Source organism: Streptomyces sp. CHD11 (assembly GCF_018638295.1).
Lineage (GTDB): Bacteria > Actinomycetota > Actinomycetes > Streptomycetales > Streptomycetaceae > Streptomyces.
Genome location: NZ_JABTTS010000005.1, coordinates 25,419 through 48,575, shown reverse-complemented (window position 1 = coordinate 48,575; position 23,157 = coordinate 25,419). Strand labels below are relative to the sequence as shown.

24 protein-coding genes and 1 pseudogene are annotated in these 23,157 nt (G+C 72.9%); 9 read left to right on the top strand and 16 right to left on the bottom strand.

The genetic code is table 11. From position 1 onward, the window contains the following. Positions 1–194: 194 nt before the first annotated feature. Positions 195–932, bottom strand: a complete 738-nt coding sequence (locus HTV45_RS06860) for a nucleopolyhedrovirus P10 family protein (protein WP_308309241.1) — start codon at positions 930–932, stop codon at positions 195–197. 86 nt (positions 933–1,018) lie between these two features. Here HTV45_RS06860 and HTV45_RS06855 point away from each other — a divergent pair, with 86 nt between their 5' ends. The 5 genes and pseudogenes from HTV45_RS06855 (at position 1,019) to amaP (ending at position 3,317) form a co-directional block, all read left to right on the top strand. Then, positions 1,019–1,516 (top strand): Asp23/Gls24 family envelope stress response protein, encoded by a 498-nt coding sequence (locus HTV45_RS06855; protein ID WP_215204724.1) that lies wholly within the window; start codon positions 1,019–1,021, stop codon positions 1,514–1,516. Positions 1,517–1,548: 32 nt separating this feature from the next. Next, complete coding sequence (locus tag HTV45_RS06850) at positions 1,549–1,734, top strand: hypothetical protein (protein ID WP_215204723.1); 186 nt, start codon at positions 1,549–1,551, stop codon at positions 1,732–1,734. Continuing rightward, positions 1,731–2,114, top strand: coding sequence for an Asp23/Gls24 family envelope stress response protein (locus HTV45_RS06845; protein WP_215204722.1), 384 nt, complete (start codon positions 1,731–1,733; stop codon positions 2,112–2,114). Before HTV45_RS06850 ends, HTV45_RS06845 begins: the two co-directional genes overlap by 4 nt. A gap of 82 nt (positions 2,115–2,196) precedes the next feature. Then, positions 2,197–2,736 (top strand): annotated as a pseudogene (locus HTV45_RS06840) (DUF6286 domain-containing protein); the annotation flags it as partial. Between the two features lie 2 nt (positions 2,737–2,738). Beyond that, complete coding sequence (amaP, locus tag HTV45_RS06835; protein ID WP_215204721.1) at positions 2,739–3,317, top strand: alkaline shock response membrane anchor protein AmaP; 579 nt, start codon at positions 2,739–2,741, stop codon at positions 3,315–3,317. Between the two features lie 167 nt (positions 3,318–3,484). Here amaP and HTV45_RS06830 read toward each other — a convergent pair whose 3' ends face one another. The 12 genes from HTV45_RS06830 to HTV45_RS06775 all read right to left on the bottom strand — a co-directional run bounded on the left by HTV45_RS06830 (position 3,485) and on the right by HTV45_RS06775 (position 16,909). Continuing rightward, on the bottom strand, positions 3,485–4,240 hold the full coding sequence (locus tag HTV45_RS06830) for an SDR family oxidoreductase (protein WP_215204720.1): 756 nt from the start codon (positions 4,238–4,240) through the stop codon (positions 3,485–3,487). Between the two features lie 5 nt (positions 4,241–4,245). Further along, positions 4,246–6,027 (bottom strand): glycoside hydrolase family 15 protein, encoded by a 1,782-nt coding sequence (locus HTV45_RS06825; protein ID WP_215204885.1) that lies wholly within the window; start codon positions 6,025–6,027, stop codon positions 4,246–4,248. Between the two features lie 33 nt (positions 6,028–6,060). Next, the gene (locus HTV45_RS06820; RefSeq protein ID WP_215204719.1) at positions 6,061–6,426 is read right to left on the bottom strand and encodes a hypothetical protein; all 366 of its coding nucleotides are present in this window, start codon (positions 6,424–6,426) and stop codon (positions 6,061–6,063) included. Further along, positions 6,423–6,920, bottom strand: a complete 498-nt coding sequence (locus HTV45_RS06815) for a sigma-70 family RNA polymerase sigma factor (RefSeq protein ID WP_251691568.1) — start codon at positions 6,918–6,920, stop codon at positions 6,423–6,425. The genes HTV45_RS06820 and HTV45_RS06815 overlap by 4 nt, the downstream gene beginning before the upstream one ends. Positions 6,921–7,045: 125 nt before the next feature. Beyond that, complete coding sequence (locus HTV45_RS06810; protein WP_215204717.1) at positions 7,046–8,608, bottom strand: sodium:solute symporter; 1,563 nt, start codon at positions 8,606–8,608, stop codon at positions 7,046–7,048. A 231-nt stretch (positions 8,609–8,839) separates the two neighbouring features. Further along, on the bottom strand, positions 8,840–9,634 hold the full coding sequence (locus HTV45_RS06805) for an SURF1 family protein (RefSeq protein WP_215204716.1): 795 nt from the start codon (positions 9,632–9,634) through the stop codon (positions 8,840–8,842). A gap of 51 nt (positions 9,635–9,685) precedes the next feature. Continuing rightward, positions 9,686–9,922 carry a hypothetical protein gene (locus HTV45_RS06800; protein ID WP_215204715.1) on the bottom strand — a complete coding sequence of 79 codons (237 nt, stop codon included), beginning with the start codon at positions 9,920–9,922 and terminating at the stop codon, positions 9,686–9,688. A gap of 108 nt (positions 9,923–10,030) precedes the next feature. Next, positions 10,031–11,005: a DEDDh family exonuclease gene (locus HTV45_RS06795; RefSeq protein WP_215204714.1), complete on the bottom strand. Its 975-nt coding sequence runs from the start codon at positions 11,003–11,005 to the stop codon at positions 10,031–10,033. Positions 11,006–11,122: 117 nt separating this feature from the next. Beyond that, positions 11,123–12,043, bottom strand: coding sequence for a CopD family protein (locus HTV45_RS06790; RefSeq protein ID WP_308309275.1), 921 nt, complete (start codon positions 12,041–12,043; stop codon positions 11,123–11,125). 173 nt (positions 12,044–12,216) lie between these two features. Then, positions 12,217–13,665 carry a CoA transferase gene (locus HTV45_RS06785; protein WP_215204712.1) on the bottom strand — a complete coding sequence of 483 codons (1,449 nt, stop codon included), beginning with the start codon at positions 13,663–13,665 and terminating at the stop codon, positions 12,217–12,219. A gap of 108 nt (positions 13,666–13,773) precedes the next feature. Then, the gene (locus HTV45_RS06780; RefSeq protein ID WP_215204711.1) at positions 13,774–15,321 is read right to left on the bottom strand and encodes a S8 family serine peptidase; all 1,548 of its coding nucleotides are present in this window, start codon (positions 15,319–15,321) and stop codon (positions 13,774–13,776) included. 58 nt (positions 15,322–15,379) lie between these two features. Beyond that, the gene (locus HTV45_RS06775) at positions 15,380–16,909 is read right to left on the bottom strand and encodes a S8 family serine peptidase (protein ID WP_215204710.1); all 1,530 of its coding nucleotides are present in this window, start codon (positions 16,907–16,909) and stop codon (positions 15,380–15,382) included. A 265-nt stretch (positions 16,910–17,174) separates the two neighbouring features. Here HTV45_RS06775 and HTV45_RS06770 point away from each other — a divergent pair, with 265 nt between their 5' ends. The 3 genes from HTV45_RS06770 (at position 17,175) to moaA (ending at position 20,314) form a co-directional block, all read left to right on the top strand. Beyond that, positions 17,175–17,531, top strand: coding sequence for a DUF485 domain-containing protein (locus HTV45_RS06770; RefSeq protein WP_215204709.1), 357 nt, complete (start codon positions 17,175–17,177; stop codon positions 17,529–17,531). Then, complete coding sequence (locus HTV45_RS06765; RefSeq protein WP_215204708.1) at positions 17,528–19,156, top strand: cation acetate symporter; 1,629 nt, start codon at positions 17,528–17,530, stop codon at positions 19,154–19,156. Before HTV45_RS06770 ends, HTV45_RS06765 begins: the two co-directional genes overlap by 4 nt. Positions 19,157–19,324: 168 nt before the next feature. Further along, positions 19,325–20,314: a GTP 3',8-cyclase MoaA gene (gene moaA, locus HTV45_RS06760; RefSeq protein ID WP_215204707.1), complete on the top strand. Its 990-nt coding sequence runs from the start codon at positions 19,325–19,327 to the stop codon at positions 20,312–20,314. Between the two features lie 127 nt (positions 20,315–20,441). On the opposite strand, the gene HTV45_RS06755 is transcribed toward moaA, so the two are convergent. Beyond that, entirely contained in the window at positions 20,442–20,663 is a 222-nt protein-coding gene (locus tag HTV45_RS06755; protein WP_215204884.1) for a hypothetical protein, read from the bottom strand. Between the two features lie 225 nt (positions 20,664–20,888). Then, entirely contained in the window at positions 20,889–21,281 is a 393-nt protein-coding gene (locus HTV45_RS06750; protein WP_215204706.1) for a DUF3099 domain-containing protein, read from the bottom strand. Positions 21,282–21,524: 243 nt separating this feature from the next. Here HTV45_RS06750 and HTV45_RS06745 point away from each other — a divergent pair, with 243 nt between their 5' ends. After that, positions 21,525–21,809 carry a GlsB/YeaQ/YmgE family stress response membrane protein gene (locus tag HTV45_RS06745; RefSeq protein ID WP_215204705.1) on the top strand — a complete coding sequence of 95 codons (285 nt, stop codon included), beginning with the start codon at positions 21,525–21,527 and terminating at the stop codon, positions 21,807–21,809. A 71-nt stretch (positions 21,810–21,880) separates the two neighbouring features. On the opposite strand, the gene tyrS is transcribed toward HTV45_RS06745, so the two are convergent. Continuing rightward, the gene (gene tyrS, locus HTV45_RS06740) at positions 21,881–23,149 is read right to left on the bottom strand and encodes a tyrosine--tRNA ligase (protein ID WP_215204704.1); all 1,269 of its coding nucleotides are present in this window, start codon (positions 23,147–23,149) and stop codon (positions 21,881–21,883) included. Positions 23,150–23,157: the final 8 nt, after the last annotated feature.

Sequence of the window (23,157 nt, the reverse complement as noted above, 5' to 3'; positions counted from 1 at the left end):
GGGAGCGGGCTGTGAGACCGGCGTGGCTTCGTCCGGTGAGGCGCGTGGTGAACGAGCGGGGCCGCGGGTGCTGCTGCCCGCCCGGATCCGTCCCGGACCGGACGGCCACGGGTCCCGCCCGCCGCGACGGCCCACCGGCGCAGCCGAAAGGACAGTGCCGCGTGCTCCGTCCCGGTGCGGGGCCCGGTGGCCGGTCAGTCGAGGGCGGTGACCAGGACGGACACCGTCGGCCGGTCCGGCAGGGCCGCCGACACGGCCTCCCGGACCGCCCGGGCCACCTCCAGGGGGCGGTGGTCCATCCGGACGGCGAGGTCCACGCGCACATGCCGGCGGGGCAGGGCCGCACCGTCCTGATGTCCGGCCCGACGGACCGGGCGGGCCGGCCCGCCCGTCAGCCGCGTCACCCCGGGGACGGCGAGCGCGGCGACCGCGACCCGGCCCGCCTCCGGGTCGCCGGGGCCGGCCGGACCAGAGGCCGGCTCGGAGGCCGGCTCGGGCTCGCGCGCCAGCGGGGCGGGCGGCGTCGGCGGCTCGGTGTCCAGCAGCTCCGTCACGCACAGGTCCACCTCCGTCACCGCCAGCCCGATCCGCTCCGCGGCCGCCCCGGCCAGCGCCGCACGCAGACCGGACGCGGTCACCGGCAGCGGCTGGGCGGCAGTGGCCGCGAACCGCGCGGCCAGCCGCAGCGGCCCCGGTGGCAGTGCGCCGGGCGGCGGCGGCACGGCCGGCCCGTCCGCGTCCTGTGGTCCCGCGAGCCCGATCCGCAACCCGTCCAGGCGTACGCCGGGCGTGTCCCGCGCCACCGCGTGGCGCAGCAGTACCGCCGCCGCCCGCTCCGCGATCCACGCGCCGTCGCGCGCTCCGCCCAGGGGCACGAGCCTGCCCAGCCCCACCTGCTGTCGCACCGCGTGCGTCCATCGGTCCGCCGTCACTCCTCCAGCCTGCCGCATTCCTGGCGCGATACCCGGCAACCGTGCTTACGGTTGTCGGAGGAGGACGACCGAAGGGATGTACGGCGATGACCGACATGACCGACTCAGGTTCGGGCGCACAGGCATCCGACCCGGAGAAGAACCTCGAAACCGCCCCGCGCAAGGGCCAGGCGGCCCGGCGCGGCGGAGGTGACCCCTCCACCCGTGGCCGCACCACCATCGCCGACGGGGTCGTGGAGAAGATCGCCGGCCTGGCCGCCCGGGACGTGCTCGGCGTGCACGCCATGGGCAGCGGACTGTCGCGGACCTTCGGGGCGGTACGCGACCGGGTGCCCGGCGGCACGAAGTCGGTGACGCGCGGTGTGAAGGCCGAGGTCGGCGAGGTGCAGACGGCGCTCGACCTGGAGATCGTCGTCGACTACGGCGTGTCCATCGCCGATGTCGCCAGGGACGTACGGGAGAACGTCGTCGCGGCGGTCGAGCGGATGACCGGCCTGGAGGTGGTCGAGGTCAACATCGCGGTGAGTGACGTGAAACTGCCCGAGGAGGAGGAAGAGGAGCAGCAGGAGTCCCGTCTTCAGTAGGAGCCGGTGAGTGTGGAGTGGAGGAGCGCACCATGAACATGGCCGTGGTCGGCATGATCGCCGGCATGGCTCTGGGCTTCGCCGGATACTTCGGCGGTTTCGGGGCCTTCCTGCTGGTGGCTGCCCTGGGCGCCGTCGGCTTCGTCGTCGGGCGGTTCCTCGAGGGTGACCTGGAACTCGGCGACTTCTTCCGTCCTCGTGACGAACGGCGGCGGTGACGGCGGTGAGCACGGGCACCGTCGGACTCGGCGGAAGTCCCCGGGCCGTCGCGGCGGGCGAGCGCGGGGAGACCAGGATCGCCGACCGGGTGGTCGCGAAGATCGCCTCGCAGGCGGCCCGCGAGGCGGTCGGCACCCTGCCGCCGGACGCCGCGCCGCCGCACGCGCATGTGGCCGTGCGTCATGACGCCGCCCGGATCCGTGTGCACATCGAACTCGACTACCCCGGCGACATCGGCGGCCGGTGCCGTCGGGTACGGCGCCACGTGGTCGACCGGGTACGCACGTTGACCGGCATGGCCGTGCCCGAGGTCGCGGTCCAGGTGGAACGGCTGCATCCCTTGGCCGGATCCGGCACGGAGCACGGGAGGACGCGATGAGCGACCCCCACGGCACGGCCGTGGAACAGAATCCCCCGCCCGCGCGGGACCGGCCGGCGCCGGCCGGCGCGACGACGGGCACCGGCGGTTCTGGTCGGCCCGCCGGGTCCCCGCGGGCCTGCTGGCGCTGGCGATCCTGGTGATCGCGGGCGCGTTCCTGTACGACATCGTCGCCGTGCGCGCCCAGCGGGACGGGATGAGCTGGCGCAGGGAGCTGGCCCGGCAACTGGCGCGGCGGCCCCTGGACGACGTCTGGGTGCTGACCGGCGCGGCCGTCGCGGCCGCGCTCGGGCTCTGGCTGCTCCTGCTCGCCGTGACACCCGGCCTGCGTTCCCTGCTCCCGATGCGCCGCACTCATCCCGACGTACGCGCGGGACTGAACCGCGACGCCGCCGCGATGGTGCTGCGCGACCGGGTCATGGCGGTGGCCGGCGTGCAGTCGGCGCGGGTCAGGATGGGGCGGAGCCGCGCCGATGTCCGCGCGGTGTCGCACTTCCGCGAACTGGACGACGTACGGGCCGACGTGACCGCGGTACTCGACGAGGCGGCCGAAGGGCTGGGCCTGGCCCGGCCGCCCACCCTGTCGCTGCGTGTGCGGCGGCCCGGACGGAAGGAACGGTAGCGGTGTCCAAGGGTGTCAACCGTGTGCTGCTCGCGATCGCCGGTCTGGTGCTGATCGCCCTCGGCGGTTCCGTGCTGGCGATCGGCCTGGGGGCGCCGGCCCCTTCCTGGTGGCTGCACCACGGACGCGGCGACGTACTGCTGGACGGAGCCGAGCGGACCCGGTGGCGGGACCAGACCTGGTGGTGGCCGGTCGTCATCGCCGTCCTCGCCGTGGTCGTCCTGCTCTGTCTGTGGTGGCTGGTCGCGGTGGTGCGCCGGCGGCGACTGGCGGAGATCCTGGTCGACACCGGTGACGGCGAGGGCGCGGCACTGCGCGGCAGGGCGCTGGAACACGCCATGGCGGAGGAGGCGAACGGCCTGGACGGGGTCGCACAGGCGCACGTCGCGCTCACCGGCGGCCGGGGCGGTGCCCGGACGCGGGTGCTCCTCACCCTGGAACCCCACGTCGGGCCCGGCGCCGCCCTGCACACCCTCACCACGGGCGCCCTCGCTCACGCCCGCGACGCGACAGGTCTGGCCACCCTCCCGACGGAGGCCCGCCTCCACGCCCAGAAACACCGCCCCGAACGAGTGACCTGACCTGCAGCCCGCAGCCCGCAGTCCGCAGCCCGCACCCGCCCGTTCCCGCGGGCAGTCGGGTCTCCCCCAGTGGGGGAGACACCCCGAAAGCGCCGGGCAGCGCGAACACACCCTGCCCCGCCCCCGCGCCCCGCGCTCGTACGCCCACCCCACCGGCCCGCCCCGCGTCAGAACCCGTGCCGGGAACCCCCGTCCACGGGCACCATCACCCCCGACAGATAGGAAGCCGCCGGCGACAGCAGATACGCCGCCGTACGACCGAACTCCTCCGGCGTCCCGTACCGCCGCAGCGCAATCCGTGACTCCGCGGCCTGCCGCGTCGCCCCCGGGTCCGCGGACAACGCGTCCAGTTCCCGCACCCGGTCCGTGTCGATCCGCCCCGGCAGCAGCCCCACCACCCGGATCCCCCGCGGCCCCAGCTCGTCCGCCAGCGACTTGGCGAAGCCGGCCAGCCCAGGGCGCAGCCCGTTCGAGATCGTCAGCCCGGGAATCGGCTCATGCACCGACCCCGACAGCACGAACCCGATGACACCCCCCGCGCCCAGCTCTCCCGCCGCCGCCCGCGCCATCCGCACCGCGCCCAGGAACACCGACTCGAACGCCGACCGCCACTGCTCGTCCGTGGTGTCCGCGACGAACCCCGGCGGCGGTCCGCCCACGCTGACGAGCATGCCGTCGAAGCGCCCGAACCGCTCCCGCGCGGCCGCGATCAGCCGCTCCGGCGCCGACGGGTCGGCGTTGTCGACGGCCACCCCGGCCGCGCCCGGCCCCAGCGCGGCCGCCGCCTCCGCGACGGACTTCTCCTCACGCCCCGTGACGACCACCTTCGCACCGTCGGCGACGAGCTCGCGCGCGGAGGCGTTGCCCAGCCCGCGGGTCGCCCCGGTGACGACGTACACCCGGTCCTTCAGCCCAAGATCCATGACGTCTATCCTGCCCCCTCGGCGCCGAACAGGGCGAGGGCGGTGTTGACCAGACCGATGTGACTGAACGCCTGCGGGAAGTTCCCCAGCAGCCGTCCGCCCACCGGGTCGTACTCCTCCGCCAGCAGCCCCACGTCGTTGGTGAGCCCGAGGAGACGTTCGAACAGCTCGCGGGCCTCCTTGGTCCGCCCCGTCATGTGCAGGGCGTCCGCCAGCCAGAACGAGCACACCAGGAAGGTCCCCTCCTCACCGGGCAGCCCGTCGACCCGCGCGGCGTCCGGCGTGTACCGGCGTACGAGTCCGTCCTGGCCCAGCTCCGCACGGATCGCCTCGATGGTGCCGAGCACCCGCGGATCGTCCGGCGGCAGAAAGCCCACCCGGGGAATGATCAGCAGCGCCGCGTCGAGTTCACACGATCCGTAGGACTGCGTGAACGTGTTCCGCGCGGCGTCGTACCCCTTCTCGCACACCTCCCGGTGCACCTCGTCCCGCAGCTCGCGCCAGCCGTCCAGGTCCCCCTCCAGGTCCGGGAAGTCCTCCATGGCGCGCACGGCGCGGTCGGCGGCCACCCACACCATCACCTTGGAGTGCACGAAGTGGCGCCGTCCGCCGCGCACCTCCCACAGCCCCTCGTCCGGCTGCCGCCAGGCCGTACGCAGGAACCGCAGCAGTACCGACTGCAGCGCCCACACGTCCGGGTGCGGGGACAGCCCCGAACGCCGGGCCAGCGCCAGGGAGTCCATGACCTCCCCGTACACGTCGAGCTGGAGCTGGTTCACCGCGTCGTTGCCGACCCGTACCGGTCTGGCCCCGCCGAAACCGGAGAGCCACGGCAGTTCGAACTCCGGCAGCCGCCGCTCGCCCGCGAGCCCGTACATGATCTGGAGGTCCGCCGGGTCGCCCGCGACCGCACGGAGCAGCCAGTTGCGCCACGCCTCCGCCTCCTCCTGGTACCCGGCGGCCAGCAGCGCGCGCAGGGTCAGCGTGGAGTCCCGCAGCCAGCAGAAGCGGTAGTCCCAGTTGCGCACCCCGCCCGGCTCCTCCGGCAGCGAGGTGGTGGGCGCGGCGACGATGCCGCCGGTGGGACGGTAGGTGAGCGCCTTGAGCGTGATCAGCGACCGGACGACCATGTCCCGGTGCGGGCCGTCGTAGCGGCAGCGGCGCGCCCACGCCTGCCAGTCCTTGACGCTGTGCCGCAGGGAGGCGTACGGATCGACGAGCGCGGGCCGCGGCTCGTGGGAGGGGTGCCAGGTCAGCACGAACGCGACCCGTTCGCCCTCCTTCACGGTGAACTCCGAGTGGGTGCCCAGGTCCTCGCCCCAGGTGGGCACCTCCGGGACGCTGCGCAGCCACGCCGAGTCCGGTCCGGCCACCGCCACCCGGTGGCCGTCCTCCCTGCGCACCCAGGGCACGACCGAGCCGTAGTCGAAGCGCAGCCGGAGCGTGCTGCGCACGGTCACCTCACCCCGTACACCCTGCACGATGCGGACCAGGTCGGGCGCGCGGTGGCGCTGCGGCATCAGGTCGGTGACCAGCACCGCCCCCTCGGGGGTCTCCCACTCGGTGTCCAGGACGAGGGTGTCCTCGCGGTAGGAGCGGCGGGTGTACCGGTCCGCGCCGACCGGAGCGATCCGCCAGTGCCCGTTGTTCTCGTCGCCGAGCAGCCGTGCGAAGCACGCCGCCGAGTCGAAGCGGGGCAGGCAGAGCCAGTCGACCGAGCCGTCCGCGCCCACCAGGGCAGCGGTCTGTTCGTCGCCGATGAGCGCGTAGTCCTCGATACGGTGCACGGAGTGCGGGTTCCCGTCCATCGGGCGTGGCAATCAGGGGCGAAGCCGGAGGAGTGACGGGCCGTCGGCCGCCGCGGCGCCGTCACCGGAGAAGATGACTCCGGGCTGGGAGGGGGCCTGGTTGAGCACCCACAGGCCGATCAGCGTGGCCAGGGTGAAGACGACCGCGACGAGTACGGTGAGCACGAGCCGCCGCCGGCGTTCCCGGCGCAGCCACTCGCCGCGCGCGGTGCGGTAGGCGTCGGGGTCCGGCAGCACCTCGCCGGCCAGCACTCGGAGGGCCTCGCGCAGTTCCCGTTCGGTGCGCTCCGCGTCCGGCGGGCGGGGCGGTTCGGTCCGGCCGCGGTCCGCGCGGTCCGGGCTGGTGCCACGCGACGGAGTCGCGTCTCGATGCGTCATCGCCGGGCCTCCATCGCCTGGGTCAGCGCGGCGATACCGCGCGAGGTGTGTGTCTTGACGGAGCCGCGGGTGATGCCCATCGCGGCGGCTATCTCGCTCTCCTTCAGCCCGAGCCAGTGCCGCAGCACCAGAGCCTCGCGCTGCCGGGCCGGAAGATGCTGCAGGGCGCCGATCAGCACCCGCTGGTCGTCGTGGAGCAGCGCGGTGTTCTCGGCGGAGGCCACCGTCCGGTCGGCCGGGGCCGGCGGGTGTTCCTCGTGCCGGCGGGCGACCTGGAGGTGGCGTATCCGCATCCGGGTCAGATTGCAGACCGTGGAGCGCAGATACGCCTCCGCGGCGGCCACGTCCTTCAGCCGCCGCCACTTGCGGTAGATCTGGTAGTACGCCTCGGCGACCACGTTCTCCGGGTCGTCGGCGCCGAGCAGCACGGCGAGCCGCAGCATCGAGGAGTAGTGCAGTTCGAAGAGGCGGGCGACACCGGCCTCCCGCTCCAGGTCGGCGGCGCCGGTGACGGCGGGCCCGAGCGGCCCGGCCGGAACCGCGGAAGGCGGCGGGGGCGCGGCGGGCGGAGGTGACGTGGGGGCCGGCGGCAGGGCGGTCCGGGCGTGCGGTCTGCGTCTCACGAGTTGTTCGCTCCCGTCTCCGGACGTCGCCCGGCCGTCAGCCGGGACGACAGGTCGGTGGCGTCGGCGCCGCGCGGAACACCGAACCGTGCGAGGGCCGCGGTGCCGGACACCGCGACGGTCAGATTGAGCAGCAGGGCGGCGACCCCGGCGTAGATCTCCAGCGGTCCGTCGCCCGTACCGAGCGGCACGATGGAGGAGAACCCCTCGCGCACCACCAGAAACGTTCCGGCGGCCATGCCCACCGCCCACCCCGCGAGCAGCGCCCGCGGATGCAGCCACCGCGTGTACAGCCCGACGGCCACCGCGGGGAAGATCTGCAGGATCCACACCCCGCCGAGCAGCTGGAGATTGACGGCGTCCTGGTCGCGCAGGCCGAACACGAACGCCACGGCGCCGAGCTTCGCGGTCAGCGACACCGCCTTGGCGACCCGCACCTGCCGTTTCGGCGTGGCCGTCGGATGGACGTACTCGACGTACACGTTCCGTACGAAACTGGTCGCCGCGGCGATCGACATCACCGCCGCCGGCACCAGCGCGCCCACCACGATCGCACCGAACACCAGCCCGGCCAGCGGGCCCGGCATCAGCCGGTCGACCAGCATCGGCACCGCCGCCTCGGCCCCGCCCTCGGGGGCCCGCACCCCGGCCGCCAGCGCCGCGATGCCGAGGAACCCGAACAGCGCCAGCAGCGCGGTCCAGGCGGGCAGCCCCGCTGACACCTTGCGCAGGGTGCGCGTCCCGTCGGCGGCGAACCCGGCGGTGAGCACATGCGGGTACATCAGCAGCGCCAGCGCGGAGCCGAGCGCCAGCGTGGCGTAGGCGGGCTGCTGGTCCGGCGCGAGCAGCAGCGGCGAGTGGGCCGTGTCCGTACCGCCGAGGGCGCGCGCCGCCCCGTCGAAGACCGCTCCGGGGCCGCCGAACCGCTCCAGTACCAGCCAGCAGACGGCGGTCAGCGAGACGAACACCGCCACCGCCTTCATCGCGGAGATCACCGTCGGCGCCCGCAGCCCGTGCCGGTAGGTGGCCACGGCGAGACCCGCGAACACCCCCACCATCACCAGGTCCCCGGTGGCGCCGTGCGGATACAGACCGCCCGCGGTGAGCACCGCGCGGATGCCGAGCAGCTGGAGCGCCAGGTACGGCATCGTCGCCAGGATCCCGGTCAGCGCGACGGCCAGGGCCAGCGGGGGCGAGCCGTAGCGGCCGCGCACGAAGTCGGCGGCGGTGATGTAACCGTGCCGCCGGGCCACGCTCCACAAGCGGCTGAGCAGCACGAACGCCAGCGGACAGACGATCACCGTGTACGGCACCGCGAAGAAGGCGGGGGCGCCGTTGCCGTACACCAGACCCGGGACGGCGGTGAAGGTGTACGCGGTGTAGACCGTCCCGCCGAGCAGCAGCCAGGTCCAGCCGGGGCCGAGGCTCCGGTCGGCCAGCGCCCAGCCCTCCAGCGAGGGCAGCCTGTCGCTCGGCCGGAGCCGTCGCGCGGTGACGGCGAGCAGCGACGCCCCGCCGATCACGGCGAGGAACGTCGCGGTCATGGCGCCGTCGGCCATGCGTCACCTCCCCGTCCCTGGAGTGCTGTGCCCTCGGGGAAGAGTTGCGCGGAGGGCCCGTCCGGATGACAACGGACGGATGGCTCCTCCGCCCGGCGCGCCGCGCGGACGGCCACCCGCCCGGCGCGCCGCGCCACTCTCGCACAGAGCGCCCCGCACCGGGAGAGGAGCGCGGGCCGTGCCACGCACCGGTGCCTCCCGGTCACGGTGCGTGGGCCCGGCGGGGCCGGGCTACACCACCGCGGGTGCCGGCTCCCCGGCGTCCGGCACCGCCGCCGCCCCGGACCGCTCCCGCCGCTCACGGCGGACCAGCACGACCCAGCCGACCGGCACGGCCACCGCGAACAGCCACCACTGGACGGCGTACGCGTAGTTCAGCGCCGCGTTCTCCTTGCCGGGGCTCCCCAGCTGCTCCGGAGTGCCGTCCCGCGGCTCGGGCGCCGTCTGCGCCAGGTACCCGCCGAGCACCCGGGCGCCGAGCCGCTCGGCCTCCTGCTCACTGTTGACCAGCATGACCTGCCGGTCCGGCAGACCCTCGAGGTCCTTGATACCGCTCGCCTCGGTCGTCTCGTCGGGCATCAGCCGGCCCCGGATGGTGATCTCGCCGCGCGGGGGAGCGGGAACCTCGGGGAAGGCGGTCTGGCTCGGCCCGTCCGAGGGGATCCAGCCCCGGTTGACGAGCAGCACTCGGCCGTCGTCGAGGACGAAGGGGGTGAGGACGTGGAAGCCGACCTTGTCGTCGGCGTTGGTGCGGCGGCGGACGACGACCTCGTCATCCGTGTCGAAGCGGCCCACGGCGGTCACGGTGCGGTACCGCTCGGCCCGGGTCACGGCGTGCCCCGGGGAGGTGAGCCGCTCCACCGGGACCGGGTCGGCCTCCAGCGCGTCGGTGACCAGTTGGTTCCGGGCGGCGCGCTGGTCATGGCGGTCCATCTGCCAGAAGCCCAGCCAGATCATCGTGGGGATGAGGACCAGGGCGACCAGGGTGATGGTCACCCATTGGCGGGACAACAGAAAGCGGTACACCCTCCGACCGTACAACTCCGCCGAGGGGTGCTTGTCCGCGGGTACGTCCCTTCACACCCGGTCGACGATCCCCGCCGCCCCCTCCGCGCGGGCGCAGTGGGCGCCGCAGTACCAGTGCCCGTCGGCCTCCACGCCCTGGCCGATGATCCGCACCCGGCAGTGCTCGCAGATCGGGGCCATGCGGTGGATCGCACAGGCGAAGCAGTCGAAGACGTGCACCGCCCCGCCCTGCGCGTGCACCTCGAAGGTCATTCCATAACTGTTGCCGCACACTTCACATGTCGCCATGGGGCACAGCGTGAGCGGTCGGCCCGCCGCGGGGCGAGCGGGCGGCGGGCGAGTCGCCCGCCAATCACCCGTCCGTACGGCCCGGACGCCGTGCCGCGCCCGGCCGGGTCAGGCGGATTCGACGTCCCCGAGCAACTGGCCGAACGCCGCCTCGTCGACCACCGGCGTGCCGTACTGCCGGGCCTTGACCACCTTGGACGTCCCCGAGTCGGGGTCGTTGGTGACCAGGAGGCTGGTCAGCCGGGACAGACTGGTGGCGACGTGCAGCCCGGCCTCGGTCGCGCGGTCCTCCAGCAGGTCCCGCTCGACGGTGGTGTCTCCGGAGAACGCCACCCGCATGCCCTGTTTGAGCCGCTTGCCCGGTTCGTACCGTCCCGGGTTGGGGTGGGGGCACGCGGGCCGCTTCCGGGACGGACGCCAACCGGCCGGATGCCGGCCGCCGTGGCCGGCCTGCTGTCCGATGCGGGGCCGGTCCGTCCACTCGGTCAGCGGCAGGCACTCGTGCAGCGGCAGCCGCAGACCGCCCGCCGCCGCGGCCCGCAGACTGGGCCGGAACGCCTCCGCCAGCACGCGCGCGTCGTCCAGCGCGTGGTGCGCCCGCTGCTGCACGACGCCGAAGTGCGCGGCCAGGGACTCCAGCTTGTGGTTGGGCAGCGGCAGTTTCAGCTCCTTGGAGAGGGCGATGGTGCACAGCCGCTGCTTCACCGGCGCCTCGCCGCGCGCGCGGGCGTACTCCCGGGCGATCATCTGCCAGTCGAATACGGCGTTGTGCGCGACCAGTACCCGGCCCTCCAGCCGGGCCGCGAACTCCGCGGCGACCTCCTGGAAGCGGGGCGCCCCCTTGAGTATCTCGCTCGTCAGGCCGTGGATCCACACCGGGCCCGGATCGCGCTCCGGATCGAGGACCGTGTACCAGTGGTCCTCGACCTCGCCCCGCGCGTCCAGCCGGTAGACGGCCGCGGAGATGATGCGGTCGTCCCGGGCCAGCCCCGTGGTCTCGACGTCGACGACCGCGTACCCCCGGGGATACGCGGCCGGCCACGTGGCGGGGGAGGGGGCTGCGGCGGTGAGGTCTTCGAGCATGGTTCACGAGGATACGGGCCGCGACCGACACTGCTGTCCGTCAGGTGCCCCGCGCGGGGCACCTGTTCGGATACCGGGGCACATACGGACAGGTGCCCGGACGTTTCCGCCCCGCGGTCACCAGCGGATCGGCACCGGAAGCGCCGTCAGGAGTCCTGACACCGCGACCACCAGGGCGAGCGCGTACACCTCGGCCCGCGCGGGTGAACTCGCGGTCAGCGGATCGGCCGCGCGGGCCAGCCGGATCCGCGCCCACAGCGCGAGGGCGGCGACGCCGGCCATGAGGATCACCTTGGCGAGGAGGACCCGTCCGTACGCGGTGTCCGTCAGCTGTTCCAGGATGCTCCCCGCCGGCATCCGGCGCAGTGAACTGCACACTCCCGTCGCGGTGATGGCGGCCAGCAGCACGGCCGCCACGCGCGCGTAGCGCCCCAGCAGCGCGCCGCCCGCCTCGTCGCGCCCCCACACCCTCATCGTCCGCAGCGCGTACACCAGACCACCCACCCAGAGCGACGCGCAGGTCAGATGCACCAGGGTCAGCCCGGAGCCGATCAGGGGGCTGTACTCGGTCGTCGGGTGCGCGCGCAGCGCCTCCGCGACGACGACCGCGGCCAGCGGCCACAGTTGTGTGGCGGGACGGCCGGAGGCGGCGCACAGGGCCGCCGCGAGGAAGCCGTTGACCTCCAGGAGGGCCAGCTTGCCGTCCCGGGAGCCGTGGAGTCCGCCGACGTCGATGTCGGCGAGGCTGCCGGGAACGAGGTTGCCGGCGGCCACGACGGCGGCGAGGGCGACGGCGGCCGCCAGGCCGACACAGTTCGCGGCCGTCGACCAGCTGGGGGGCAGGGTGGCGGGAGCCCCCGGCACGGAGCGGACCAGCCGTCGTACGAACAGTTCGCCGACGGGTACGGCGAGCGCCGCGAAGAGCAGCGTGCGGAGCAGGGCCGTACCGCCGGTGCCGGGCGCCGCCTCCTCCCCGGTGCCGTGCAGCGCCGGGGCGGGGCCGAGGAGCGGTATCAGCGCGCCCAGCACCACCAGCACGAGTACGGCGGCGGCCCGCCCGGCACCCGGTCGCGGGGTACCCCTGTGTGCACCGGTCCCCCCGGGCACGGGCTTCGTCAGAGTCACCCCGGGATCTTCACAAGATCACACCAATCGGGCAAGTCCCGGGCGGAATGTGCGTATTGTGCTTCCGTGCGCGTGTGCCGCCGCCGTCACATCCAGCGCGCCGGATCCGCCCCCCAACTCCCCGGCGGCCGCGCCCAGTCGCGCGGGCCACCGGCGAACGACACCGGCGGCAGGGCGTACCGCAGCCGCCCCAGCGGACTGTCCGCCTCCGCCAGCCACGGCCCGGGACCCACCTCACCGGCACCCGCCCCACCCGCCCGCCCCGCTTCCTCCGGCGGGTGGCCCGTTCCCTCCGGCGGGCGTCCCGTTCTCTCCGGCGGGTGGCCCGCCTCCTCCGGCAGGTGCCCCGCCTCCTCCAGCAGCCACCCCGCCGTCCGTGCCAGGGCCACCCGTACGAGCCTGCTGCCGCCCTCGCCGGTCTGGCCGGTCAGGGCCCGTAGCACCCCGGCCGCCAGCAGGTACCCGGTGCCGTGGTCGAGCGCCTGGGCCGGCAGCGCGCCGGGCCGGCCCTCCCGCGCCTCGGCCGAGGCGATTCCCGTGGCCACCTGCACCAGGCTGTCGAAACCGCGCCGGCCGTCCCAGGGCCCGTACGCGCCCCACGCCGACAGCTCGGCCACCACCACTCCGGGACGCCGCGCGGCGAGCTCCCGCGGGGTCAGCCCGAAGCGGCCCAGGGCGCCCGGACGGTACCCGGTGACCACCACGTCCGCCGTCGCCAGCAGTTCCTCGAAGAGATCCCGGCCGGCGGCCAGGTCCAGCAGCGCCGACCGCTTCCCGAAGCCGGTGTCGGCGTGCTGGTCGGGGAGTTCCGGCAGCCACGGGGCGTCCACCCGCAGCACGTCCGCGCCGAGCAGGGCGAGGGTGCGGGTGGCGACCGGGCCGGCGATGACCCGGGTGAGGTCCAGCACCCGCAGTCCGGCGGCCGGCAGCAGCGGGCCTGGGCCCACCCGTGTGAGCACCCGCGCGGGGGACGCGTCCAGCCGCGAGAGCTCCACCGGGGGACGGGACCGCAGCGCCGCGGCCTGTTCGTGCGCCGCCCACTCCCCGGGCGTACGCAGGGCGACGGCGAGGCCGCCCGCCGCGTACACCGTCTCCTCGATCTCGCGCGCGGACCGCTCCGCGACGGCCGGGGCCACCGCGTCCGGGTCGTCCGCCACACCCAGCGCGTCGAGCAGCCGGGCCCGGTGGTGCGGATAGTTGGCGTGGGTGCGCACCCACCCGTCCGCCGTACGCCAGAGGCGCGACAGCGGGGCGAAGCTCTCCGGGGCCCGGCCGCCGACCAGCAGGTGCCGCTCGCTGACGAACGCCGTCGCCACCGCCCCGTCGTCCACCCGCACCGCCGGTACCTCGTCGTCTCCCGCCCGCCGCGCCCCGAGCTCGGCGGCGGCCAGCGCGCACGCGCCCACACAGGCGCGGGCCAGGTCCCGCACCGGCAGCCGGGCGGGCAGCACACCGGGCCGTTCGACGGCCGACACCCGGGCGAGGAGGGCGGGATCGCCGCCGAGGGCGGACCAGACGGACGTGAGAGCGGTCATGGCAGCACTGTGCAGCACCGGCCCGGCAGGCGGGACCGCGCCCCCGGGAGCAGCCGAGGGTCCGGGCGGATCCGCCCGGCCCCTCGTTCTCTCACCGGTCCCGCGCGACTACCGCGTCACCGCGTCCAGCGCGTCGGCGGTGCCCCAGCCGTAGAAGCCGTTGCGGTTCCTCGGGCCCTCGCACACCGCGTCGACCTTGCCGTCGCCGTCGATGTCGTACGGGTCCGTGCAGGCGGTGGCGTCGGCCTGGGCGTACAGCAGGGCCTTCACCAGCGCCGGCGGGGCGTACGGATGCCTCGACTTGATCAGCGCGGCGACACCCGCGACATGCGGGGACGCCATCGACGTGCCCGCCATGTAACCCCACCTGCCGCCGGGCAGCGTGCCCAGGATCAGGCCGCTGGTGGCCGGCGGGGCCGGCGTCTGATAGGCCGTCGAGTCGCCGCCGGGCGCGGCGATGTCGATGACTCCCCGGCCGTAGTTGGAGAACGACGACTTCAGACCCTTGGCGCCGGTAGAGGCGACCGTCACCACACCCGGCAACTGGGTCGGGATGTCCAGGCACTCGGCGGGGTCGATCACCCGGTCGGACGGGGTGCCGTCGTTCGGGGAGACCGGGTCGGTGATCTCGTCGGCCGCGAGGTCGTAGTTCTCGTTGCCGGCCGCGGCCACGTTGACCGCGCCCCTGCGCTCCGCGTACCGGGTGGCCCGGGTGACGGCCTCGAGGAGCGCCTTCTGGTCCGGGTCGTCCTTGCAGTTGAAGTACCAGGGGTCGGTGTAATAGCTGTTGTTGGTGACGTCGACCCCGTGCTCGGCGGCCCACATGAAGCCGCAGACCACGGCCTCGGTGTAGAAGTAGCCGTCCGGGTTGGACACCTTGATGCCCGAGACCTTCACCCCGGGCGCCACGCCCGTCATGCCGATGCCGTTCTTCGCGGCGGCGATCTCACCGGCGACATGCGTGCCGTGCGGGCTCTCCTGCGCGCCCGGCCGCCAGGCGCCCTCGCTGGTGTCCGGCTTGCCCGTCACACAGTTGACCGACGCGGCCCGGTCGAAGTTGGGCGCGATGTCGGGGTGGGTGTCGTCCACGCCGGTGTCGATGACGGCGACGGTCACCCGCGAGCTGCCCAGCGACTTCTCGTGCGCCTGGTCCGCCTTGATGGCGGGCAGGGACCACTGGAGTCCCTGGAGCGGGTCCTGCCCGTCCACGGCGTCGGCCCTCGCCTCGGCGATCTCGGCGGCGCCGAGCACCTTCGGGGTGACCGTGTCCGCGGTGGCCGCCGACGGCAGCGGCGCGTGCCGGGTGGCACCGGCCGACTGCACACCGCGTACCTTGCGAACGGTCCTGGCGAAGTCGGCGTTCGAGGAGTGGACGACGATGACGCCGATCCTGTCGTACGACGTCACGATCGTGCCGCCGGCCTTGGCGATCGCCTTCCTCACGTGCGCCGGGGTGCCGTGGCCGCCCCGCACGTTGACCACGTAGCTGAGCGATTCCGCGGTGGTGCCGGAGGTGGCGGCGGCCGGCCGGCCGTCGGCCGGGGCGGCGGTGGCCGCGGTGGCCGCGGTGTTCGGCAGGAACGCCAGCGCGGTCGCCATGGCCATACCGGCCGGGAGGACGAGCGCGCGGCGGCGGCGCGGCTGAGACACTGTCATGAAGTCTCCAGTTCGTTCACTGTTGCGGGGCGGACGGGGCGGGAGGGGGACCACGGGCTCACTTGACGGCGCGCAGCGCGTCGACGATGCCGAACCCGTAGAAACCGTTGACCCGGTCACCGCCCTCGCATGTCGCGTCCTGCGTGCCGTCACCGTCCTGGTCGTACGACTCGGGGCAGCCGGGGTTGTCCGCCTGGACCTTGAGCAGTGTCTGCAGCACCGCCGGAGTGGCCCAGGGGTGCTTGGACTTCAGGAGCGCGGCGACACCGGCGGCGTGCGGCGAGGCCATCGAGGTGCCCTGCAGGAAGGCGTACCCGCCGTTCGGCATCGTGGAGAGGATGCGGCCGTTCTTCGACGGGGTGTCCGGCGTCTGGTAGCGCCCGTCGCCACCGGGCGCGGCCACGTCGACGACTCCGTGGCCGTACGTGGAGTAGTACGACTTGAGGTTCTGCGCCCCCGTCGCGCTGACGGTGACCACGCCCGGCAGCTGGGTGGGCAGGTCGTAGCACTCGCCCGGGTCGATGGTGCGCTCGACCGGCGTGGTGTCGTTCGGGCTGGACGCGTCGTCGATGGCGTCCGAGGCCAGGTCGTGGTTGGAGTTGCCGGCCGAGGCCAGGTGCAGTGTGCCCTTGCGCTGCGCGTACAGCTGGGCCCGGTTGACCGCGTCGACGATCGCCTTCTGGTCCGGGTCGTCCATGCAGTTGTACAGCCACGGGTCCACGTAGTAGCTGTTGTTGGTGATCTCCACACCGTGGTCGGCGGCGAACACGAACGCGCAGACGACGTTCTCCGGGTAGAACAGGCCGTTGTCCGGGTCGCTGACCTTGATGCCGGCCACCTTGACGCCGGGCGCGACACCGGCGACACCGATGCCGTTGCGGGCCGCGGCGATCTCACCGGCCACATGCGTGCCGTGGTAGTCGTCGTCCGTGTACGGCCGCCAGGCGCCCTCGCTGGTGTCCGCCTTGCCGCCCACGCAGTTGGCCGACTGGGACGCCGAGAAGTTCGGCGCCAGGTCGGGGTGGGTGTCGTCGACGCCGGTGTCGATCACGGCGACGGTCACCCTGCTGCTGCCCGGGTTGATCCTCGCGGCCTTGTCGGCGCCGATCGCCCGCAGGTCCCACTGGTCGGCCTCGAGCGGTTCGCTGCCTGGGGTCTTGGCGGAGACGGCCCGGGTCCGCGCGGCCTCGGCGGCCGTCACATGGTCGACGGCGCCCTCGTCCGTCGTCCCCGCGCGGGTCAGCGGCGCGGTACGGGTGGCGCCGGCCGACTTCACGCCGCGGGCCCGGCGGATCTCCTCGCCGAAGTCCGGGTTCGCCGAATGGGCGACGATCACACCGATCCGGTCGTGGGTGACCACGACGGTTCCGCCGGCCTTCGCGATCGCCCGCTCCACGGAGGCGATCGTGCGGCGGTCCACCGTGGTGTTGACGACGTACGCCAGGGCGGGCGCGTCCGCCGCCTGGCCGGCCGGCACCGTCCGCGGGGCCGCCGAGGCCGCCGCCGGCAGGAAACCGAGCGAGGCGGTCAGGGACAGTGCAAGGGGCACGGCGAGGGCCAGCCGGCGTCTGGAACGCAGATGAGCCATGGGATCTCCACATCATCCGGAAACGAAACCGGCCCGAGACACGGATGGCGCTCGGGCAGGTACATGACGGGGTGGTGCACGGCGAAGCTATCCCGCGCACTCGCTGGCCAGCAATCATCTGCGGGAAACGGCTTCGCAAAACGTCCGCGGAAAAGAAGCGCGGACCGTTGAACCCGTCCTCGCGTGGCGCCGTGCCCTTGAGCAGGAAGGCCGAGGACACTCGCCTTTCGTCCCCGCCCGAACAGAACCAACGCGAGGAGACTCCGTGGCCGCCGAAGCACCGCCCCCCTCGACAGAACAACACAAACTCCCCACTCCCGAGGAGTTCACCGAGGTGCAGGAGAGCGCTGAGTTCGGTGAACTGCGCCGCTCCTACCGCTCCTTCGCCTTCCCGCTGACCATCGCCTTCATCATCTGGTACCTGATGTACGTCCTGCTCTCCAGCTACGCGGGCGGCTTCATGGGCACCAAGCTGTTCGGCAACATCAACATCGCCTTCGTCTTCGGCCTGCTGCAGTTCGCCACCACGTTCCTCATCGCGTGGTGGTACTCCCGGCACGCCGCGACGAAACTCGACCCCAAGGCCGAGGCCATCAAGGCCCGTATGGAGGGCGGCGCATGAGCCCCTCGATGATCACCGTCCAGCTCGCCGCCAACGAGGCGAGCGAGCACCGTCCGCTCATCATCACGCTGTTCGCGCTGTTCGTCCTCGGGACGCTCGGCATCACCGTCTGGGCCGGCAAGCAGACCAAGGACGCCGCCGACTTCTACGCGGGCGGACGGCAGTTCAGTGCCTTCCAGAACGGACTCGCGGTCTCCGGCGACTACATGTCGGCCGCGTCCTTCCTCGGCATCGCGGGCGCCATCGCCCTCTTCGGCTACGACGGCTTCCTGTACTCCATCGGCTTCCTGGTCGCCTGGCTGGTGGCCCTCCTCCTGGTCGCCGAGCCGCTGCGGAACTCCGGCCGCTACACGATGGGTGACGTCCTCGCCTACCGGATGCGACAGCGGCCGGTGCGCACCGCCGCCGGTACCTCCACCATCGTCGTGTCGATCTTCTACCTGCTGGCCCAGATGGCGGGCGCGGGCATCCTCGTCTCGCTGCTGCTCGGCATCACCTCCGACGCGGGCAAGATCCTCATCGTCGCCCTCGTCGGCATCCTGATGATCGTGTACGTCTCCATCGGCGGTATGAAGGGCACCACCTGGGTCCAGATGGTCAAGGCCGTGCTGCTCATCGGCGGCACGATCCTCATCACGTTCCTGGTGCTGCTGAAGTTCAACTTCAACATCTCCGACCTGCTGGGCAGCGCGGCCGAGAACAGCGGCAAGGGCGAGGCCTTCCTGGAGCCCGGCCTGAAGTACGGCGTGGACAGCATGACCAAGCTGGACTTCCTCTCCCTGGGCATCGCCCTGGTGCTCGGTACCGCCGGCCTGCCGCACATCCTGATCCGCTTCTACACGGTGCCCAACGCCAAGGCCGCCCGTAAGTCCGTGAACTGGGCGATCGGCATCATCGGCGGCTTCTACCTGATGACCATCGCCCTCGGCTTCGGCGCGGCAGCGTTGATCTCACAGGAGGAGATCATCTCCTCCAACGCGTCCGGCAACACGGCGGCCCCGCTGCTCGCCCTGCATCTGGGCGGCGTCGACTCGGCCTGGGGCGCGATCCTGCTCGCCACCATCTCGGCGGTCGCCTTCGCGACGATCCTCGCCGTGGTCGCCGGGCTCACCCTCGCCTCCTCGTCCTCCTTCGCCCACGACATCTACGCCAACGTCATCCGCAAGGGGCAGGCCACGGAGAAGGAGGAGATGAGGGCGGCCCGCTGGGCGACCGTCCTCATCGGCGTCGTCTCCATCGCGCTCGGTTCCCTGGCCCGCGACCTCAACGTGGCCGGCCTGGTCGCGCTGGCGTTCGCGGTCGCCGCGTCGGCCAACCTGCCGACCATCCTCTACAGCCTGTTCTGGAAGCGGTTCACCACCCAGGGCGCGCTGTGGTCGATCTACGGCGGTCTCACCGTCGCCGTCGGCCTGGTGCTGTTCTCGCCCGTGGTCTCCGGCTCGGCGAACTCGATGTTCCCGGATGTCGACTTCGCCTGGTTCCCGCTGCAGAACCCGGGCCTCATCTCCATCCCCTTCGGCTTCCTGATGGGCTGGCTCGGCACCGTCCTGTCCAAGGAGGAGCCGGACGTCAAGAAGTTCGCGGAGCTGGAGGTCCGGTCGCTGACCGGCACCGGCGCCCACTGATCCGCGCATCCGCACCGCGCGCGGCGGCCGCGTCGTGGGACCCCCGGAGGGCCCTGCGACGCGGCCGCCGCGTGTCTCGTCCCCTTCGGCCGATGTGGGTTGTCGGAGGCGTCGCGTACGCTCGCAGGTACGGGACAGGAGTGATCCGCGTCGAGGGAGGGGGCCCACGTGCTCATTGACACCTACGGCCGAGTGGCCACCGATCTGAGGGTCTCGCTGACGGACCGGTGCAATCTGCGCTGCACCTACTGCATGCCCGAGGAGGGGCTGCAGTGGCTGGCCAAGCCCGACCTGCTCACCGACGACGAGATCGTCCGTCTCATCGGCATCGCCGTCACCTCCCTGGGTATCGAGGAGGTCCGCTTCACCGGCGGCGAGCCGCTGCTCCGCCCCGGCCTGGCCGGCATCGTCGCGCGCGTCGCCGCCCTGGAGCCCCGGCCGCAGATGTCACTCACCACCAACGGCATCGGCCTGCGGCGCACCGCGACCGCCCTCAAGGAGGCGGGCCTGGACCGGGTCAACGTCTCCCTCGACACCCTGCGCCCGGACGTTTTCAGGACACTCACCCGCCGTGACCGCCACAGGGACGTCCTCGACGGCCTCCACGCGGCCCGCGAGGCCGGTCTGACCCCCGTCAAGGTCAACTCGGTCCTGATGCCGGGGCTCAACGACGACGAGGCCCCCGACCTCCTGGCCTGGGCGGTGGAGCACGACTACGAACTGCGCTTCATCGAGCAGATGCCCCTGGACGCCCAGCACGGCTGGAAGCGCGACGGCATGATCACCGCCGGGGACATCCTCACCTCCCTGCGTACCCGCTTCGAGCTGACCCCCGAGGGCGAGCAGGCACGCGGCTCGGCGCCGGCCGAGCGCTGGCTGGTCGACGGCGGCCCGCACCGCGTCGGCGTCATCGCCTCCGTCACCCGCCCCTTCTGCTCCGCCTGCGACCGCACCCGCCTCACCGCCGACGGACAGGTCCGCACCTGCCTCTTCGCCACCGAGGAGACCGACCTGCGCGCGGTACTGCGCTCCGACGCCGGCGACGAGGAGATCGCCCGCCTCTGGAAGCAGGCCATGTGGGGCAAGAAGGCGGGGGCGGGCCTGGACGACCCGGCGTTCGTCCAGCCGGACCGGCCGATGTCCGCGATCGGAGGCTAGCTGTTCCGTCCGGGGGAGGCCGTCGGGCAGGGCCGCCGGCAACCACCCCGGGGGCGCGGGGTGCAGCGCGGCCAGCCACGACGCGCCCTCGGCCGCGAACGGTCGGCACCACGCGTGGACAGGGCGGTCAGCCGTCCCGCGCCTCCCACTCCTCCAGAGGAACGACCTCCTTCAGGAAGTCCCGCATCCCCAGGAACTGCGACAAATGCTCCCGGTGCTCGTCGCAGGCGAGCCATGTCTTCCGCCGCTCGGGGGTATGCACCTTGGGGTTGTTCCACGCAAGCACCCACACGGCTGCCGCACGGCACCCCTTGGCGGAACAGATCGGAGTCTCGGGATCGGGGAGCATCACACACCGACCCTAACCCGGCGGAAAAGAGGCGACGCCGAGCAGCCACGGGGGGAGCTGCCCGGCGTCGGTCCGTCGCTCCGACGGGGGATGCGGAGCGCGTACGAAGTATGTCACGGGTCACCCCGCCCCCGGCACCGTACGCACATGATTGATCTGAGCTTTTCTTGAGCTTGGCGCAGAAGTGTCTTCCCCTTGACGCCGTCCGTCCTCACACCCCGATCTTCACGACCGCTCGGGCCGCTCCGTTCGTCCGTCCGGCGCGGTCCGGGACGCCGTGTCCTCCGCATCGGATTCCGCTGAACCGTCATTCGTCCGCGGCGGCGCGATCATCGGCTTCATCGGCGTCGTCACGAAGGTCGACGGCAGCGACGGCGCGTTTTCGCGCCCGGCGTTGGCGATCACCACCGCCACGTACGGCAGCACCGCCCCGAGCACCAGCGCCACGATCGCGACATGCCGCTCCACGTCCCACAGGGTCGCCGCGAGGATGACCGAGATCGTACGCACGATCATCGAGATGACGTACCGGCGCTGCCGCCCGCGCACATCCTCCTCCAGGCCCGTCCGGGCACCGGTGATCCGGAACACCTGGGCGTCGGCACGCTGCTTCCGCATCACATTCCACATCCACCCGTATCGGACCTTCTCCGCCCCCACCGTCGCGCGGACCGGTCGGGGAAACCGGTGAACCGCCACGTCCACGGTACGCCGCTGCCACCCCGGTCACGATCCCGGGTCCGCCCCTCTCCGGCCGCACGGCCTGCGCCGTTGCGCGTACGCCACGCCCGACATGCGGCGTACCACCTCTCGTCCGACACTGGTCGCAATGCTCGCGTCAAGCCGTACGAGGAGGCAGTCATGGGCTGGTTGTGGGCGATCATCGTGGGACTCGTGCTCGGTCTGATCGCCAAGGCGGTGATCCCCGGCAAGCAGCACATCCCGCTGTGGCTGGCCACCATCTGTGGCATGGCCGGCGCCATCGCGGGCAACGCCGTCGCGCGGGGCTTCGGGATCGAGGAGACCCGGGGCATCGACTGGGGGCGGCACATCTTCCAGCTGGTCGCCGCCATCGTGATCGTCTTCTTCGTGGACATGCTGTACACCACGATGAAGCGCAGGAAGCACGGAGAGCAGCGCGCCTGACCCGACTCCCCGCGACAGCGGAAGGGCGGCGCCCGGTGTCTTCCGGGGACCGCCCTTCGCGGGCCGCCGGCTCAGCCGGCCGTGACCTCCACCGCCGCCAGGTTCTTCTTGCCCCGGCGCAGCACCAGCCAGCGCCCGTGCAGCAGGTCCTCCTCGGCGGGGACGGCGTCCTCGGCGGTCACCTTGACGTTGTTCACGTAGGCGCCGCCCTCCTTCACCGTGCGCCGCGCGGCCGACTTGCTCGGCGCCAGACCGACCTCGGCGAACAGGTCCACGACCGCGGGCAGCTCGCCCACCCGGACGTGCGGCACCTCGGAGAGTGCCGCCGCCAGCGTGCGGTCGTCCAGCTCCGTCAGCTCACCCTGGCCGAAGAGGGCCTTCGACGCGGCGATCACGGCGGCCGTCTGGTCCGCGCCGTGCACCAGCGTCGTCAGCTCCTCCGCCAGCGCGCGCTGCGCGGCCCGCGCCTGCGGCCGCTCGGCGGTCTGCCGCTCCAGCTCCTCCAGCTCCTCGCGGGACTGGAACGACAGGATCCGCATGTAGCCGGAGATGTCCCGGTCGTCCACGTTCAGCCAGAACTGGTAGAACGCGTACGGCGTCGTCATCTCCGGGTCCAGCCAGACGGCGCCGCTCTCCGTCTTGCCGAACTTGGTGCCGTCCGCCTTCGTCATCAGCGGTGTGGCGTAGGCGTGGGCCGTGGCGTCCGGCTCCAGCCGGTGCAGCAGGTCGAGACCCGCCGTGAGGTTGCCCCACTGGTCGCTGCCGCCCTGCTGCATCGTGCAGCCGTACCGCCGGTACAGCTGGAGGAAGTCCATCGCCTGCAGCAACTGGTAGCTGAACTCCGTGTAGCTGATGCCCTCCGAGGACTCCAGGCGCCGGGCGACCGAGTCCTTGGTCAGCATCTTGTTGACCCGGAAGTGCTTGCCGATGTCCCGCAGGAACTCGATCGCGGAGAGGTTCTGCGTCCAGTCGAGGTTGTTGACCATCGTGGCCGCGTTCTCGCCCTCGAAGGCCAGGAAGGGCTCGATCTGGCCGCGCAGCCGCTCGACCCAGCCCGCGACGGTCTCCGGCGAGTTCAGCGTGCGCTCGGCGGTCGGGCGCGGGTCACCGATCTGCCCGGTGGCCCCGCCGACCAGCGCCAGCGGCCGGTGGCCGGCCTGCTGGAGCCGGCGCAGGGTGAGCACCTGCACCAGATGCCCCACGTGCAGCGACGGCGCGGTCGGGTCGAAGCCGCAATAGAACGTGACGGGACCGTCCGCGAGAGCCTTGCGCAAAGCGTCCTCGTCGGTGGACTGGGCGAACAGCCCGCGCCACTTCAGCTCGTCGACGATGTCCGTCACGGTTCTCG